This is a genomic window from Pseudomonas sp. GW821-FHT02H06 (genome assembly GCF_059421525.1).
Genome location: NZ_JBWKVD010000006.1, coordinates 230534 through 245559, shown reverse-complemented (window position 1 = coordinate 245559; position 15026 = coordinate 230534). Strand labels below are relative to the sequence as shown.

The 15026-nt window shown below is 60.8% G+C and carries 14 protein-coding genes; 6 read left to right on the top strand and 8 right to left on the bottom strand.

Features of this window, described 5'->3' with window-relative positions; all coding sequences use genetic code 11:
* Positions 1-631: 631 nt before the first annotated feature.
* Positions 632-2065 (bottom strand): MFS transporter, encoded by a 1434-nt coding sequence (locus tag AC07VF_RS12955; RefSeq protein WP_495009589.1) that lies wholly within the window; start codon positions 2063-2065, stop codon positions 632-634.
* A gap of 114 nt (positions 2066-2179) precedes the next feature.
* On the opposite strand from AC07VF_RS12955, the gene AC07VF_RS12950 reads away from it, so the two are divergent.
* Positions 2180-3499 carry an Nramp family divalent metal transporter gene (locus AC07VF_RS12950; protein WP_463584143.1) on the top strand — a complete coding sequence of 440 codons (1320 nt, stop codon included), beginning with the start codon at positions 2180-2182 and terminating at the stop codon, positions 3497-3499.
* 48 nt (positions 3500-3547) lie between these two features.
* Here the strand turns inward: AC07VF_RS12950 and AC07VF_RS12945 are convergent, their stop codons facing one another.
* Together AC07VF_RS12945 and AC07VF_RS12940 are read right to left on the bottom strand one after the other, a co-directional pair.
* Positions 3548-4006, bottom strand: a complete 459-nt coding sequence (locus AC07VF_RS12945; protein ID WP_282373354.1) for a DUF2214 family protein — start codon at positions 4004-4006, stop codon at positions 3548-3550.
* 353 nt (positions 4007-4359) lie between these two features.
* Positions 4360-5490, bottom strand: coding sequence for a peptidase C39 family protein (locus AC07VF_RS12940; RefSeq protein WP_495009590.1), 1131 nt, complete (start codon positions 5488-5490; stop codon positions 4360-4362).
* A gap of 89 nt (positions 5491-5579) precedes the next feature.
* On the opposite strand from AC07VF_RS12940, the gene AC07VF_RS12935 reads away from it, so the two are divergent.
* Together AC07VF_RS12935 and AC07VF_RS12930 are read left to right on the top strand one after the other, a co-directional pair.
* The gene (locus AC07VF_RS12935; protein ID WP_192172462.1) at positions 5580-7163 is read left to right on the top strand and encodes a RimK family ATP-grasp domain-containing protein; all 1584 of its coding nucleotides are present in this window, start codon (positions 5580-5582) and stop codon (positions 7161-7163) included.
* A 4-nt stretch (positions 7164-7167) separates the two neighbouring features.
* Positions 7168-8100, top strand: a complete 933-nt coding sequence (locus AC07VF_RS12930; RefSeq protein ID WP_192172463.1) for a magnesium transporter CorA family protein — start codon at positions 7168-7170, stop codon at positions 8098-8100.
* Between the two features lie 44 nt (positions 8101-8144).
* On the opposite strand, the gene pbpG is transcribed toward AC07VF_RS12930, so the two are convergent.
* The 3 genes from pbpG to AC07VF_RS12915 all read right to left on the bottom strand — a co-directional run bounded on the left by pbpG (position 8145) and on the right by AC07VF_RS12915 (position 10205).
* Positions 8145-9101 carry a D-alanyl-D-alanine endopeptidase gene (gene pbpG, locus AC07VF_RS12925; RefSeq protein WP_407073228.1) on the bottom strand — a complete coding sequence of 319 codons (957 nt, stop codon included), beginning with the start codon at positions 9099-9101 and terminating at the stop codon, positions 8145-8147.
* A 331-nt stretch (positions 9102-9432) separates the two neighbouring features.
* Positions 9433-9615 carry a hypothetical protein gene (locus AC07VF_RS12920; protein ID WP_122538145.1) on the bottom strand — a complete coding sequence of 61 codons (183 nt, stop codon included), beginning with the start codon at positions 9613-9615 and terminating at the stop codon, positions 9433-9435.
* 242 nt (positions 9616-9857) lie between these two features.
* Positions 9858-10205 carry a hypothetical protein gene (locus AC07VF_RS12915; protein ID WP_192172466.1) on the bottom strand — a complete coding sequence of 116 codons (348 nt, stop codon included), beginning with the start codon at positions 10203-10205 and terminating at the stop codon, positions 9858-9860.
* 227 nt (positions 10206-10432) lie between these two features.
* Here AC07VF_RS12915 and AC07VF_RS12910 point away from each other — a divergent pair, with 227 nt between their 5' ends.
* On the top strand, positions 10433-11245 hold the full coding sequence (locus AC07VF_RS12910) for a shikimate 5-dehydrogenase (RefSeq protein ID WP_346628943.1): 813 nt from the start codon (positions 10433-10435) through the stop codon (positions 11243-11245).
* Positions 11246-11454: 209 nt separating this feature from the next.
* On the opposite strand, the gene AC07VF_RS12905 is transcribed toward AC07VF_RS12910, so the two are convergent.
* Positions 11455-12144, bottom strand: coding sequence for a YceH family protein (locus tag AC07VF_RS12905; protein WP_495009591.1), 690 nt, complete (start codon positions 12142-12144; stop codon positions 11455-11457).
* Between the two features lie 109 nt (positions 12145-12253).
* On the opposite strand from AC07VF_RS12905, the gene AC07VF_RS12900 reads away from it, so the two are divergent.
* Positions 12254-12763, top strand: a complete 510-nt coding sequence (locus tag AC07VF_RS12900) for a DUF1993 domain-containing protein (protein ID WP_192172469.1) — start codon at positions 12254-12256, stop codon at positions 12761-12763.
* A 157-nt stretch (positions 12764-12920) separates the two neighbouring features.
* Positions 12921-14078, top strand: coding sequence for an MFS transporter (locus tag AC07VF_RS12895; protein WP_495009592.1), 1158 nt, complete (start codon positions 12921-12923; stop codon positions 14076-14078).
* Here AC07VF_RS12895 and nhaR read toward each other — a convergent pair.
* Entirely contained in the window at positions 14075-14971 is an 897-nt protein-coding gene (gene nhaR / locus AC07VF_RS12890) for a transcriptional activator NhaR (protein WP_122538157.1), read from the bottom strand. The two genes, AC07VF_RS12895 and nhaR, sit on opposite strands and share 4 nt — an antisense overlap.
* Positions 14972-15026 lie beyond the last annotated feature (55 nt).

Below are 15026 nucleotides of genomic sequence, written 5' to 3'. Positions count from 1 at the left end.
CCGGTGGCAACAAGGGATGAGTATCAGCTATGGCTCTTGATACAAATGATATGGCGCTGCGAACAGCGACTAGCAACTCCTTTTCGGCGAACATCAAGGGGCCGGCGAAAGCCGATCCTTGCCTGAGCTACCGCTACTCCCGGAATGCACGCGCTGCTGTCAGTTGGACTGGCTTCATCGAATAGAGGCAGGTGTAGGCGCCACCAGTTTTGCCATGTAACGATTGACGCTTTTCCGGCTAAAGCCGGTCCCACTGAATGCACGCTTTGCCCTGTAGGACCGGCTTCAGCCGGGAAGCCTTTGATCTGCTCTTGATCTTCATACGCAAAAAGTCCAGACACCACAAAGCGCGACTTGGGTGCAGGCTGAACGCAGGTCTCGCGCAGTGGGTCGAGCCGCATGGATGCGGCGAGAGCGCCGTCAGGACATGGATGTCCGTTCGGCGCGGGCCCACGGAGTGAGACCGGAGTGAAGGAACCCCGACGCAGGAGGGGCCCAACCAGGAGCACAAGCCCTTGGTTACTTGGGGCTTTATCAAGTAACTCGCCGAAGGCGAAACAGTCTGCCCCTAGGCAGACGCTCTTGATCTTGATCTTAGCCGCCGCACCGATTTCTCACGGAAACACCGCTGCTAATGAGCAATATCTTCGAGCGCCAGATTCCGCGTCTTCGGCCCAAACCCGCCAATCGTGATGATCACAATCAACATACTCATCACAATGAACGTCAACACCCCTGGCGTACCAAAGTGATCCAGAAACAACCCGATCAACAAACTGCTGAACACCGTCGACAGACGACTGAACGAATAACAGAACCCCACCGCCCGGGCGCGGATGTTGGTCGGGAACAACTCACTCTGGTACGAGTGATAACTGAAACTCAGCCACGCATTGCAGAACGTGATCATCACCCCGCAAAAAATCAGCCCCGCCGCCGTCGTCTGCTGCGCGAACAGCGTGCCGAAGATCATCGAGCCCAACGCCGAGCCGACAATCTGCCACTTATTCTCGAACCGGTTGGCGAATTTCACGAACAACAGCGGCCCCAGCGGATAGGCGAGGGTGATCACGAAGGCATACGCCAGACTGTGGGTCACGCTCACGCCCTGACCCGAAAGCAACGCAGGCAGCCAGTTGCCGAAACCGAAAAAGCCGATCGCCTGGAACACATGAAACACAATCAACATCAGCGCGCGACGGCGATAGGGCGGTTGCCAGATGTCGGCGAAACGGCCTTTGCCTTCGACCGCCACGTTATGGGTTTCCGGTTCGTCCAGGGCCTGACCGTGGTCCTTGATGCAGCGGGCTTCGAGGTCGTCCATGATCTTTTCCGCCTCGCTGAAGCGGCCGTGTTGCGCCAACCAGCGTGGTGATTCCGGCAGGCGCGAGCGCAGCCACCAGATGAACAGCGCGAACACGGCGCTGGCCAACACCACCCAGCGCCAGCCGGCGACGCCGAACGGGTCCTGCGGCACCAGCCACCAGGACATCAATGCCACTGAAGGCACCGACAGGAACTGTACGAAAAACGCGAAGGCGAACGCCGCGCTGCGCATCCGCTTGGGCACCAGTTCCGAGAGGTACGCGTCGATGGTCACCAGTTCGATGCCCAGGCCGATGCCCACCAGAAAGCGCATGCAGATGATGCCCAGTGCGGAGGTCTGTATGCCCATCAGCACCGTGGCGACGGTGTACCAGATCAACGCGAAGGTGAAGATCGCGCGGCGGCCGTAGCGGTCGGCGATCGGGCTCAGCAGGCTGGCACCGAGGAACAGCCCCAGAAAGGTCGCCGACGCGAACGCCGCTTGATCGGAAAAGCCGAACACGCCCTGCGCCCCGGTGGAGAACAGTCCGTCGCGGATCAGGCCGGGGCTGATGTAGGCGGTCTGGAACAGATCGTAAAGTTCGAAGAAGCCGCCAATGGACAGCAGCGCCACCAGTCTCCAGATCGTGGCGACGGCGGGCAGGCGGTCGATGCGGGCGGAAATCCGCGCCGCGCGTATCGGGTCGAGTCCGTCTTGGGTCGGGCGGGCGTTATCGGGGCTGTCAGAAGCGGCATGCATTATTGTTTTTTCCGGATCGGTGAGACGCAGCATGTTAGTGCCCCAGAGATTCAAGACAAAACATTTCTGCGCGTTTAAGCTCCGGGGCTGACCGCCACCACGTTTCGGATTCCCGTGAAGTACAAACTCCCGACCACCGCCACCGCGCCATTTTGCCCGTCGGCAACCACCGACAGCGTCGCCATTCCCGCCAATGCGTCTTTCCTGCGCAAGCTGATGCTGTTCGTCGGCCCCGGCCTGTTGATCTCCATCGGCTACATGGACCCCGGCAACTGGGCCACCGCCATCGAAGCCGGTTCGCGCTTCGGTTATTCGCTGTTGTTTGTGGTGGTGCTGGCAAGTCTGTCGGGCATGGTGCTGCAAAATCTGTGTTCACGCCTGGGCATCGCCACCGGCCGCGATCTGGCGCAGCTGTCCTCCGAGCACTACAGCCGCCGGGTCGGCATGGGCCAGTGGATTCTCGCCGAACTGTCGATCCTGGCGACCGATCTGGCGGAAGTGCTGGGTGCCGCGCTGGCGTTTCACTTGCTGCTGGGGGTGTCGATTACCACGGGGGTGGCGCTGACGGCGTTCGACACGGTCATCGTGCTGGCTTTGCAGGGCGCCAATTTCCGCCGTCTGGAAGCCATTGTGCTGGGGCTGATCGCGACCATCGCGACGTGCTTTTTCATCGAGCTGGTGCTGATCAAACCGTTCTGGCCGGACGTCGTGGCGGGGCTCAAACCGTCGTGGGAGATGCTGAGCAATCAAGAGCCGCTGTACATCGCCATCGGTATTCTCGGTGCGACGGTCATGCCCCATAACCTGTACTTGCATTCATCGGTGGTGCAGACCCGGGTCAACGGCACTTCGCTCGAAAGCAAGGCCAGCGCCATTCGTTACGCCCGGGTCGACACCATTGCCTCCCTGAGCTTGGCGCTGGTGATCAACGCGGCCATTCTGATTCTGGCTGCCGCCGCGTTCCACGGCACCGGCCACACCGACATCGTGGAAATTCAGGACGCCTACCACCTGCTCGATCCGCTGGTGGGCGGCGCCGTGGCCAGCGTGCTGTTCGGTGTCGCGTTGCTGGCGGCAGGGCAGAGCTCGACGTTCACCGGGACCATCGCCGGCCAAGTGGTGCTGGAAGGGTTTCTGAAAGCCAAGATCCCGTGCTGGCAACGCCGCCTGGCGACGCGCGGGCTGGCGCTGATTCCGGCGTTCGTCGGGGTGATCTGGTTTGGCGATGGTGCGGTGGGCAAGATGCTGGTGCTCAGCCAGGTCGTCCTCAGCCTGCAGTTACCGTTCGCACTGTGGCCGCTGATCCGCTTCACCAGCGACCCGCAATTGATGGGCCCGTTCGCCAACAGCCGCCTGACCAAAACCCTGGCCTGGGGGCTGTTCGGACTGATCTCGGGCGCGAACCTGACCCTGATGTTTTTCTGGGTGACCTGACGGTTTCGGGTCTGGGCGTGTCGCCTCAGACCCCCAACTCAGCTCAGCTCAGCTCAACAAGATCCCCCGCGCCATGCCCGTGGCGGCGATGACGATGATGACCATCAGCAGCGCCTCCATGTGGCTGATCCGCGCGAACCGCCGGGACAGGGAAGTATCAATGGGTTGGTTCTTCTTGAACGCGATGCGCCATTTGATCAGCGCGAACATCGGCACCACTTCCAGCGCCAGCATGGCCACGAACGCCGCCATTTTCAGGTGAAACAGTGGCTGATGCAGGTAGTAGTACGAGCCTTTTTCCAGCCCGCCGAACGCCCGAAACGCCCCGGTAATCAGCAGAACCCCTGCTGAAACGCCCCAGATATTGTCGACCACGAAGACATCCCTGAACGATCGCGGATCATCCGTGCGCAACCGCCGCAACGCCCGTCCCCTCGCCAGCACCGCCGCTATGGCAAAACCGAACGCCAGCAGGTGCAACGCAGCCAGTACCCATTTGATGAGCATGTTTCAACTCCCCCGAGCGATGTGCAAAGCAAGCGTCAACGGTTCAAGCTTAGCGGGTCGTTGGCGTTACGCCTTGATCGATGAAGTGGGGAAGGAAAAATAATCCGTCGGGGCGTCGCTCATCATTTCCGCGGGTGCTTGCCCTCGCGGTGCGGATGAACAAAATCAAAGTAGAACGCCGACACGCCAAACAGCGCTATCACCGAAAGAATTATCAAACCGATCACCGAGTTATCCATCACGCTCATCCAGTAAGTCGCCCAAAGGCCGAGCGACTATTCATTCCTTTTGCCGGTGCAACTGCAATCAATACGACGGGATCTTTACGCGAACAGTGCTTCACCTGACGCCATTTATATAAGCGCCTGTGCCTGCGGATCTTCTTGCGGATAAAGAACCACCGCCGCGCGAAGTTTGTCGGCGCCAAAGCAACTCATGCCGGCGAACTCTTTGTGGCTGACCGGCATGTATTGGCAGTCCATGGCCTGACGCTGTTGGCTGTGATCGATATCGGGGTCGTGCAAATACACGAAGTCATCATCGCAACCGGTGACCAGCACCCAGTGGGGTGCCTTGGAACGGGTCAACCGATAGCTGCTGATCAGCACCAGCGCCAAGCTGTTGTCCTTTTGCAGCTGCCAGAGATTGAGCGGCGCACTGCCCAGTTGACGGACCGCGCTTTCAGCCAGCTCGCGGCTGAATTCCTCATGCACCAGGCGCATGACTTCGCGCTTTTCTTCGCTGCGCACTCCAGCCAGAAACAACGGCCCGCGCACCGACACCTGCAGGCCGACCTCGAAACCCCGGCGCAATGCGGCAAGCGCCAAACCTTGCGGGCTGCAACCGCCGTGGCCTGAAGTCATGAACACCGTGGTCGCTTCGCGCCAGATCTGCAGCTCCTCGTGACGCTGCATGGCGCGTGGCGGTTGCAGGGCTTTCATCGCCATCAGCAGGCACGCCGGGCCGCAGCTGAAGTCCAGCGTTTGCGGGTAGTAGGGCACGTGGCGGGCAACGCCGGTGGCGTGTTCGCGGATGCGTTTTTCGTAGCGCAGCGCCGGGGCGTGGTCTTCGTAGTAATCGTCGATGCGGTCGAACAGGCGATAGCCGTTGCGCTCGTACAAGCGAATCGCCGGGGCGTTGTCCGGGCGGACTTCGAGCCGCAGATAGGCACACTCACGCTCAAGGGCATGCTGTTCGGCCTGGGCCAGCAGTTGCTGTCCGAGGCCCTGGCCCCGGGCATCGTCGCTGATCGCCAGGGAGTAAAGCCGGCCCAGAGACGTGCCGCGATGGAACAGCACCAGCGCGTAACCGGCCAGGCGTTGATCGGCCTGATCGCATAGCGCGACGATCAATCGCGCATTGGCCCGCGTGACCATCCAGTGAAAGCTGCGCGCATTCAGGCGATCGGATTCGAAGCACTGGTTTTCCAGCACCAACAGTTCATCCACATCGGCAGGCTGGGCGAGGCGATATATAAAGTTCATGTCCGACACCGTAAAGAGTGAGTAACGAAACGGGACATTTCTACAAAGCCATGTTTTATAGAAAGGACTGTTTCCCGAAGGATCAACTCATGAATGCGGTGCCGGTGAAGACCGACGAAGTATCAGCACAACCTCAGCGTTCGGCAACTTTTAATGTCAATCCGCTGAAACCTGTTTCAACCCGAAGCCAACTGTTGATTGTTGTGGAGCGGCTCGAAGACTGGTCGTCTTACTTGCCCAGCGAACACTTGATCAGCGCCCAGGACTACCTGGAAAACCCGCCCCAGAACACTGCCGGTCAACGGGTGCAGGTGATCAACTTGTGCCGCAGTTACCGCTACCTGGGCCACGGTTATTACTGCTCGCTGCTGGCCGAAGCCCGGGGTCACCACGTGATTCCGTCGGTCAAAACCATCAGCGAACTGACCCGGAAATCCCTTTACGGCCTGGCCCTGGATGACCTCGACAAGCGCCTCGAACACGCGCTGCGGGACCATCCGTATGACGAAACCGAAGGCTTCACCCTGAGCCTGTATTTCGGTCAGACCGATCTCGCTCCGTTGCAGGACCTTGCCCGTCAACTGTTCGAGGCGTTTCCGGCGCCGATCCTGCTGGTGGAGTTTCGCAAGCGCGACAACTGGCACATCGTCGGCATCAAAACCGGCGCCTTGACCCGCCTGCGTGATCACCAGCAGGACCAGTTCGCTCAGTCTCTCGACAGTTTCAGCCGCAAGATCTGGCGCCAGCCCCGTTCCCCCCGCACCTATCGCTACGACCTGGCGATCCTGCATGACCCGCAGGAGGCGTTGCCGCCGTCCAACCGCAAGGCGCTGGATAATTTCATCCGCGTCGGCCAGCAACTGGGCGTGGACGTCGAGCTGATCGAGAAGAAGGATTACTCGCGGCTGGCCGAATACGACGCGCTGCTGATCCGCGAAACCACCAGCGTCGACAATCACACCTACCGCTTCGCCAAGAAGGCCGAGAGCGAAGGGCTGGTGGTGATGGATGACCCGGCGTCGATCCTGCGCTGCACCAACAAGGTCTACCTGACCGACCTGCTCAAAAGCCACAAGCTGGGCATGCCGGCCACGGAAATCCTCTACAAGGAGCGACCGGATGATTTGGAGCACGTTGCGGCACGGCTTGGCTTTCCGCTGGTGCTGAAAATCCCCGATGGCTGTTTTTCCAAGGGCGTGATCAAAGTGCAGGACGCGCAGCAATTGCAGGAAGCGGCGCGGGAACTGTTTGAGCATTCGGTGCTGTTGCTGGCCCAGGAATACCTCTACACCGAATACGACTGGCGCATCGGCGTGCTCAATCGCAAACCGGTGTTCGCCTGCCAGTACTTCATGTCCAAGGGGCATTGGCAGATTTACAACCACAAGGCCATCGATGCGGAAATCAACGGCGAGTGCCGCACGCTCGCGGTTCACGACGCGCCAAAGGCCGTGGTGGATCTGGCGGTGAAGACTGCCAACCTGATCGGCGACGGGCTGTATGGCGTCGACTTGAAGCAGTCCGGCGATCGCGTGGTGGTCATCGAAGTCAACGACAACCCCAACCTCGACGCCGGCATCGAAGACGCCTGGCTGCAGGACGATCTGTACGCGCTGGTGCTGGAAGAGTTCATTCGCCGCCTCGACATCAAACGTCGCGGTCTGGCGGGTTAGGCCGGTGATCAAGGGCCACCGCCTGGAGGCGGGCAGGTTACGGGAATGCGCCGAAGCCGAGGCCAGCGTGCTCTGGTTCAGCGACCCGGACGCCGCCGAAAAGACGCTGCTGCTGGAGCGCTTCAACCTCGACGACCACGCTCTGGCCTCGGCGCTCGACCCCGACGAGGTGTCGCGCATCGAGTTTCATCCGGACGCGCTGTTCATGATCTGGAAGCGCCCGGAAAACTACTCGGGCAAGGACACGTTTTCCTTCGACGTGTCGTCGTTCGGAGTGCTGCTCAGCCCCCATCACATGGTGCTGATCTGTGCCGACAGCAAGCAGATCAGCGACCTCGGACAGCACCGGCCGATGCACACGCTGCTGGACGTGTTGCTGGAGGTGCTGTTCCATAACATCCATCATTATCTGGGTCACCTCAAGGTGATCAAGATGATCGCCCGGGAATTGCAGCAGCAGTTCAATGCGTCGATGGACAGCCGCCATCTGGTGCAGATGTTCAACCTGAGCGAAAGCCTGGTCTATTACATCAACGCCATCGACAGCAACGGTTCGGTGCTGACGCGCCTGCGCAATCATGCCCACAAGCATCAGTTTTCCGGCGACAGCCTGGCACTGATCGAAGACATGATCATCGAGAACGAGCAGTGCCACAAACAGGCGAACATCTATTCCACGGTGTTTGCCAGCCTGATGGACGCGCGGGGCAATCTGGTCAACAACAACACCAATAACCTGCTGCGCAAGCTGACGTTGATCAACGTGGTGTTCTTGCCATTGAATCTGGTGGCGGGGATTGGCGGGATGTCGGAATACAGCATGATGACCACGCCCATTGCGTGGTGGATCAGCTACCCGGCGTTGCTGGTCGGCATGGCCGGGCTGGGCGTGGGGATGGTGGTGATACTCAAGCGCATGGCGCGGGCGAGTCAGTGATCAGTGGGCGCCCGAGGGGTTCCCACTGAACGTTGCGCGACGTCTTATTCCGACGCCTGCAAACCCTTCTGCCTCATCACCTGATTCTTTTCTTTCTTGTACTGCAGCGCGACTTCCGGCGCCGGGCCGCTCTTGCCGGTTTCCATCCACAAGCGCATGCGGCTGGCATCGGCGAAGTGGGTGTATTTGCCGAAGGCGTCGAGAATGACCACGGACACCGGACGATTGGCCATGCTGGTCAACAGCACCAGACAGTGACCCGCCTGGTTGGTGAAGCCGGTCTTGGTCAGCTTGATGTCCCAGTTGGATTTACGCACCAGATGGTCGGTGTTGCTGAAGCCGAGGATGTAATTCGGCTTGCGAAAGGTCACGGTTTTCTCCGGCGTGGTGCTCAGCTCGCGCAGCATCGGGTAGTTGCGTGCGGCCAGGGCCAGCTTGGTCAGGTCCCGCGCGGTGGATACGTTGTACACCGACAGCCCGGTGGGCTCCATGTACACGGTATGGTTCATGCCCAGTGACTTGGCCTTGGCGTTCATCGCCCGGATAAACGCCGGATAGCCGCCCGGGTAGCTGTGGGCCAGACTCGCCGCTGCGCGGTTTTCCGACGACATCAGGGTGATCAGCATCATGTCGTGGCGGTTCAGCTCACTGCCCAGCTTGACCCGGGAGAACACGCCTTTCATTTCCGCGGTCTGGGAGATGTCGACCTTGATCATCTCGTCCATGGGCAGCTTGGCGTCGAGGGTGACCATCGCGGTCATCAGCTTGGTCACCGAGGCGATCGGCACGACGATGTCGGGGTTACTCGCATACAACACCTGACCCGTTTGCAGGTCGGTGATCATGGCGCTGCCGGAGGCCAGATGAAGATTGGCCGGGTCGCGATTGAACGCCGCCGGCTCTTTCGCCAGTGCGGTGGTGGAAAATGCGGCAGTGGAAAGTGCGCAGCCTGTAAGTGCAAATAATAGGCCGATGACGGTTGGGCGAATTTTCAAGAGCAAAGCTCACTAAAGGATGGAAATAGCGTGGAACGTCGGACTTTCTTCAAGCACGACAACAAGTTCGGCGCATTTTAGGAGCAAGTTTCTGAAGTTGTCGATGGGGCGTCGCCGGGTTTCGCTAATAAAGCGCTGTTGTATAGGTCAGGTTCAGGTGGCGGATCCAAAAAGCCTGTATTTAAAAGGGTCGAATTACCGATTATGGCCTGGCTGTTAAACGGCGCTGCGCCTCAACATCGGATCGTCACGCAAAAAAAAGCCCGCGTCATTAAAGAGGCGGGCTAAAGGGGTGTGCGGAGCAACGCACGATTCACAGGGAAGAGCGAATAGGAGTTCAGCTGTTGAGTGAGCGGCATTCAAGTTGCTGCGACAGGGCCTGCGCCGCTGGCAGTGAAGGCAAAGGACCACTGACGGGTTCGCCGTTCTGCATCAGGTACCAGCACGCTAACAGACCGCGCTCACGAAGCTGAGGGGGAACTGCGCTGCCGACAACCGACATGATTTGAACCTTGGTCATAAGTGCCTCCAACAATCTATGGCGCTACTTTAAGGCCCGACCGGTTGATGCAGAAATCACCGCTCTCGATAGTCGTCATTGATGAGCGGGTAGGGACAGTGATGGGGACACGTGCGCAAAGCGGTGCTGCGCTCCGGCATCAATACCCCTGAAACAAAAACCCCGCCGGGAAGGCGGGGGCTGTGTTGGGTGAGGGCTGGCGACCATGAATCGACAGCCCTGTGCTCAGGAGCAAACCGCTGTTACCAGCGACCGCCACCGTGGTAATAGCCCGGTGGTGGGCCGTAATAACGTGGCGGGCCGTAGTAACGCGGTGCGTAGACGACCGGGCGCTCAACGACATAAGCCGGCTGGTAGTAAACCGGCGGTGGAGGCGGTGGCGCGTAATAAACCGGCGCTGGGGCCGCGTACACGGGAGCGGGTGCTGCGTAAACCGGCCCGGACGCCACTGCCGCGCCGACAACACCGCCGACGACCGCACCGATTACGGCGGCTCCACCCCAGCCCGGGCCGCCGCCATGGGCTTCAGCCTGGCCTGCGAGGGCGAGGGCGCCTAACAACAAGGCAACTTTGGGGATCTGACGAATCATGACTGTTCCTCGGTGTTCAGTCCCGTTGTCGCGAGCCTGCGTTACTCTCAGGCACTGCCACGGGATAACTTCTCAGACAACGGTTTCGAAAATATCTGCGAGGCCGTTGCGTAAATTTTGTGTAAGGTATTCGACACTTTTAATGACAATGGCTTTGCCGCTTTCGGCGCAGCGTCGCGATTCTACGCCTTTCCCCAGGCGTCTTCTAATACCACTCGGGAGATTTCATGTTGGTCACTGCCAGTAAGGAAACGCTGTTGTGCATGTCGCTGGCCGGACGCCCGGGCAACTTCGGCGTGCGCTTCCACAACCACCTGTATCAACAGTTGGGCTTGAACTTCTATTACAAGGCCTTTTCGCCGAACGACCTGCCTGCAGCCATTGCCGGTATGCGTTCATTGGGCATTCGCGGGTGCGGCGTGTCGATGCCGTTTAAAGAAGCCTCTATTGCACTGGTCGATGAACTGGACGCGTCTGCCGACGCCATTCAATCCATCAACACCATCGTCAATACCGATGGCCACTTGAAAGCCTACAACACCGATTACATCGCCATCGCCCAACTGGTCGATACCCATGAAGTGCCGCGCACCCGCTTTGCCTTGCGCGGCAGTGGTGGCATGGCCAAGGCCGTCGCCTGTGCCCTGCGTGACGCCGGCTTTACTGACGGGCTGATCGTGGCGCGCAACGAGCAGGCGGGCAGGGCGCTTGCACAGACCTGCGGCTTCGCGTGGCAAGCCGAACTGGGCAGCGAGCGCCCACCGCTGCTGGTCAACGTCACGCCGTTGGGGATGGCTGGCGATCAGGCCGATGCGCTGGCCTTCGACGTGTCCGCCATCGAACAGGCCGACACGGCGTTTGACGTGGTCGCCACGCCGGCGCGCACGCCGTTCATTGTCGAGGCCGAGCGCCTCGGCAAGCGCCTGATCACCGGTGACCAGGTCGCGGCGATACAAGCGCTGGAGCAGTTCATTCTTTACACCGGCGTGACGCCCACCGAGGAGCAGTATCAGGCAGCGGCGGCGTTCGCGCGGGGTTGATGCTTGCGCTTGGGTAACGCCAGGGTGTGCTTGGCTACCGATCTTCAGGCAGCACGCTGTCCCGCGGCAGACGGGGGACATGTGGGAGTGAGCTTGCTCACGAAGACGGTATATCCGCCGCTGCACATGCAGTGGATATACCCGCCCCTTCGCGAGCAAGCTCGCTCCCACAGGTTTTGCACCAGGCTTAGGATTCCTCGGAGCCGCTCTCAACCTTCCAGCAATGCCAGCCGCTCTTCCAGGGCGGCGATGCGGGCTTCGAGGGCTTCGATTCTCTCCGCCATCGCCGAGCTGCCCGCGCTGCCTGAATGGCTGCCGCCGCTATTGCGCTCTGCCGGATGCGCGCGGGCGGCAAGCATTGTCTCCCTGTCAGCCGGATCACCCAGCGCATGCATATAGCGGTCTTCGCGCTGGCCTGCCTGTTTCGGGATCAACACCGCCAGCCCTCGGCCAATGAGCCGGTCAAGCTGATGCAGCACGGCGTCGGTGTCTTCGAAATCGTGCATGCGGTTGCTGCGGGTCAACAGCTCGTTGATGGTTTGCGGGCCGCGCAGCAACAGCAGGCCGGTGAGGATGAGTTGCGCCGGCACCAGCTCCAGGGTTTTGTCGACGCGGTGTTCCCAGCGGTCCGCCCGGCTGCCCATGACCAGACGCGTCAGTTGCAGGCTTTCCAGTGCGCGCAGGCTCTGGCCAACCTGGCCGGGCGTGAGGTTCATCACCGGCTCGCGACTGGTCTTCTGGTTACAGGCCAGCACCAGTGCGTTGAGGGTCAGGGGGTAGGTCTCGGGATGGGTCGCCTGCTTCTCGATCAGGCAGCCCAAAATACGCACTTCGGTGCCGCTCAGCTGCAGCGCATCCGAGGCTTCAACGGTGTTTTCGGAATCCAGCTCGTCAGACATGACCCATTCCCCAAGCGTTGAAAAGGCTATGAGGGTAGGGGCTGGATGAGGTAAAAGACAAGCCGCGTTCGCGTCCGCCTCCGTGCGACTCATTTCCCGAGGAACTGCCATGACCCTTTCTCTTTACGCCGCTTCGATCCCTGTCTTCAAGCAAATGCTCACTGCCCTCAGCGCCGTCCTGGCCAAAGGCGAAGCCCACGCCACCGCCAAGAACATTCAGCCGGATGCCCTGCTGCAGGCGCGTCTGTTCCCTGACATGTTCCCGCTGGTGCGTCAGGTGCAGATTGCCGTTGATTTCGCCAAAGGCGCCGGCGCACGACTGGCAGGTCTTGAGCCGCCGAAGTACGAAGACACCGAAACCACCTTTGCCGATCTGCAAGCGCTGCTGACCAAAGTGCTGGCGTTCCTCGACACCATCAAGGCCGAACAGGTCGATGGCAACGAAGCGCGGGAAATCGTCCTGCGCCCTGGCACCGATAAAGAAAAGCGTCTGAGCACCCAGACCTACCTGCTGCATTACTCGCTGCCGCAGTTCTTCTTCCACGTCACCACCACCTATGACCTGCTGCGCCACAACGGCGTGGAAGTCGGCAAGCGCGACTACATGGGCGCTTACTGACAGGCCTTGCTGCCCGGCTCTGCTCGGGCAGCGACACGTGGCTCGTCCGGCGCCTGGCTCCCAAGCGCCCGGCTCTGATAACCTCCGCGTCCTGATTTACGCCACATCCGATCGACCGCTCCGCGAGGACTGGTCGTTTCGTCGTTCTGGAGATTTCATGTTTTTCCCCATCTACCTGCTGTCGGCTGCTGGTTTTACCGTGCTGACCACAGAGTTCGTCATCGTCGGTCTGCTGCCCGCCATCGCCCGCGACCTGGCCGTCACCATCCCCCAGGCCGGCTTGCTGGTCACGCTGTTCGCCTTCACGGTGGCCTGCTTCGGACCGTTCCTGACGGCGTATTTCTCGCGCTTCGAGCGCAAGCGCCTGTTCATTTCGGTGCTGATCATGTTTGGCGTCTCCAACGCCGTTGCCGCGCTGGCGCCCAACATTTGGGTGATGGCCGCCGCGCGGCTGATCCCGGCCCTCGGGCTGCCGGTGTTCTGGGCCCTGGCCAGCGAAACCGCCGTAGACATCGTTGGCCCTGACCACGCCGGCCGCGCGATTGCCAAGATCGGTTTCGGTATCGTCTGCGCCACGGTGTTCGGTATCCCCGTCGGCACCTTGATCTCGGACGCCATCGGCTGGCGCAGCGCCTTCGCCGTCCTCGCGGTGATGGCGTTCGCCAAGGCGCTGCTGCTGTTCATTTACCTGCCCAGCAGCGTGCACAAGGATCAGGCCTCGTTCCGCAGCCAGTTCCGCATTCTGCGCAGCCCGTTGATGCAGGGCCACGTGCTGCTGTCGGTGCTGGTGTTCAGCGGCATGTTCACCGCCTACACCTATCTGGCGGACATGCTCGAGCGCCTCGCCGGCTTCAACGGCACGGTGGTGGGCTGGTGCCTGATGGGCTTCGGCGCGGTGGGCTTGCTGGGCAATTCACTGGGCGGGCGGCTGGTGGATCGCCACCCACTGATCGCCAGCCTGACCTTCTGTACCTTCATGATCGGCGGCATGGTCATGGTGGTGCCGAGCATGCATTCCCTGCCTGCGCTGGCCCTGGCGCTGGCCGTGTGGGGCGCAACCCAGGCGGCGCTGTTCCTGGTCAGTCATGTCCGGCTGATGAAAGCGGCGCCACAGGCCCCGGCCTTCGCCGCATCGCTGAACATCGCCGGGGCCAATCTGGGCATCGGCATTGGCGCAATCATCGGCGGGCGGGTGATCGATCATCTGGGCCTTGGCAGTCTGGGCTTCGCGGCGGCTGGCATTATTCTGCTGTCCATCGTGCTGGCCCTGCTGCTGATGACCGTCCGCCCAAACCCCGCAGCCTGCGACGCCTAGTCCGGGAACAGCTGCCGCCGTGCGCCTTCGGTAATCGCGACGATGCCGGGGTGCTTGACCTTGCGCTCGACCGAAATCGCGTAGAACGACTCGGTCACGGCATCGGTATGGCCGATCAATTCGACGTCGTATTGCTCGATCACTTCATCGGCGATCACGCTTGGCGCAATGAAAATCCCGCTGCCGGATTTGCCAAAGGCCTTCATCAGGGCGCTGTCGTCGAACTCCCCGACGATTTTCGGCTGGATATTCTGCTCGGCGAACCAGCGCATCAGGCGACTGCGCACCACCGTTTGCTGTCCTGGGACCAGCAGCGGCGCGCCTTGCATGCCGTGGGGGAAGTTCTCGCCGTACAGGGCGGCGAGGGCGCGGGTGGCGAAGAAACTCACGCCGCATTCGCCCAGCTTCTGGCTGTAGCCTTTAATGTCCAGATGAGAGGGCATCGGGCTGTCGGAAATCACCAGGTCCAGGCGCTGAATCGCGAGATCCGCCAGCAGGCGTTCGAGCTGGTCTTCCCGGCAACTGATGCGCACCAGCTCATTGAGCGCCATGCTCGGCGCGATGAGCCGGTAGACAATGGATTTGGGCACGACATCGGCGACGCCGACGCGGAAGAGGATTTGCTGCTCGTCGGGCTGTGCGCGCAACACCGCTTCTAGCTCGCCACCCAGCTGGAACATCTGCTCGGCGTAGGGCAGGGCGACGCGGCCTGTTTCGGTCAGCTCCAGCTGGCGGCCAACGCGCTTGAACAACTCGACGCCGTAGGTCTGCTCCAGCAGGCTGATTTGCCCGCTGATGGTCTGTGGTGTGAGGTTCAATTGCTCGCAGGCGCGAACAATACTGCCGGTCTTGGCCACGACCCAGAAATAATGCAGCTGTCGGTAATTGAGCATGGGCATCTTCACTTCGGGAAAACCGAAGTATACGCCTGAAAAATACGAATTTTGC

Excerpts from the sequence above, each read along its gene's own strand:
- AC07VF_RS12955 (WP_495009589.1), bottom strand. The coding sequence starts at position 2,065 with ATGCATGCCGCTTCTGACAGCCCCGATAACGCCCGCCCGACCCAAGAC.
- AC07VF_RS12945 (WP_282373354.1), bottom strand. The coding sequence starts at position 4,006 with ATGCTCATCAAATGGGTACTGGCTGCGTTGCACCTGCTGGCGTTCGGT.
- AC07VF_RS12940 (WP_495009590.1), bottom strand. The coding sequence starts at position 5,490 with ATGAACTTTATATATCGCCTCGCCCAGCCTGCCGATGTGGATGAACTG.
- AC07VF_RS12935 (WP_192172462.1), top strand. The coding sequence starts at position 5,580 with ATGAATGCGGTGCCGGTGAAGACCGACGAAGTATCAGCACAACCTCAG.
- AC07VF_RS12920 (WP_122538145.1), bottom strand. The coding sequence starts at position 9,615 with ATGACCAAGGTTCAAATCATGTCGGTTGTCGGCAGCGCAGTTCCCCCT.
- AC07VF_RS12915 (WP_192172466.1), bottom strand. The coding sequence starts at position 10,205 with ATGATTCGTCAGATCCCCAAAGTTGCCTTGTTGTTAGGCGCCCTCGCC.
- AC07VF_RS12910 (WP_346628943.1), top strand. The coding sequence starts at position 10,433 with ATGTTGGTCACTGCCAGTAAGGAAACGCTGTTGTGCATGTCGCTGGCC.
- AC07VF_RS12905 (WP_495009591.1), bottom strand. The coding sequence starts at position 12,144 with ATGTCTGACGAGCTGGATTCCGAAAACACCGTTGAAGCCTCGGATGCG.
- AC07VF_RS12900 (WP_192172469.1), top strand. The coding sequence starts at position 12,254 with ATGACCCTTTCTCTTTACGCCGCTTCGATCCCTGTCTTCAAGCAAATG.
- AC07VF_RS12895 (WP_495009592.1), top strand. The coding sequence starts at position 12,921 with ATGTTTTTCCCCATCTACCTGCTGTCGGCTGCTGGTTTTACCGTGCTG.
- nhaR (WP_122538157.1), bottom strand. The coding sequence starts at position 14,971 with ATGCTCAATTACCGACAGCTGCATTATTTCTGGGTCGTGGCCAAGACC.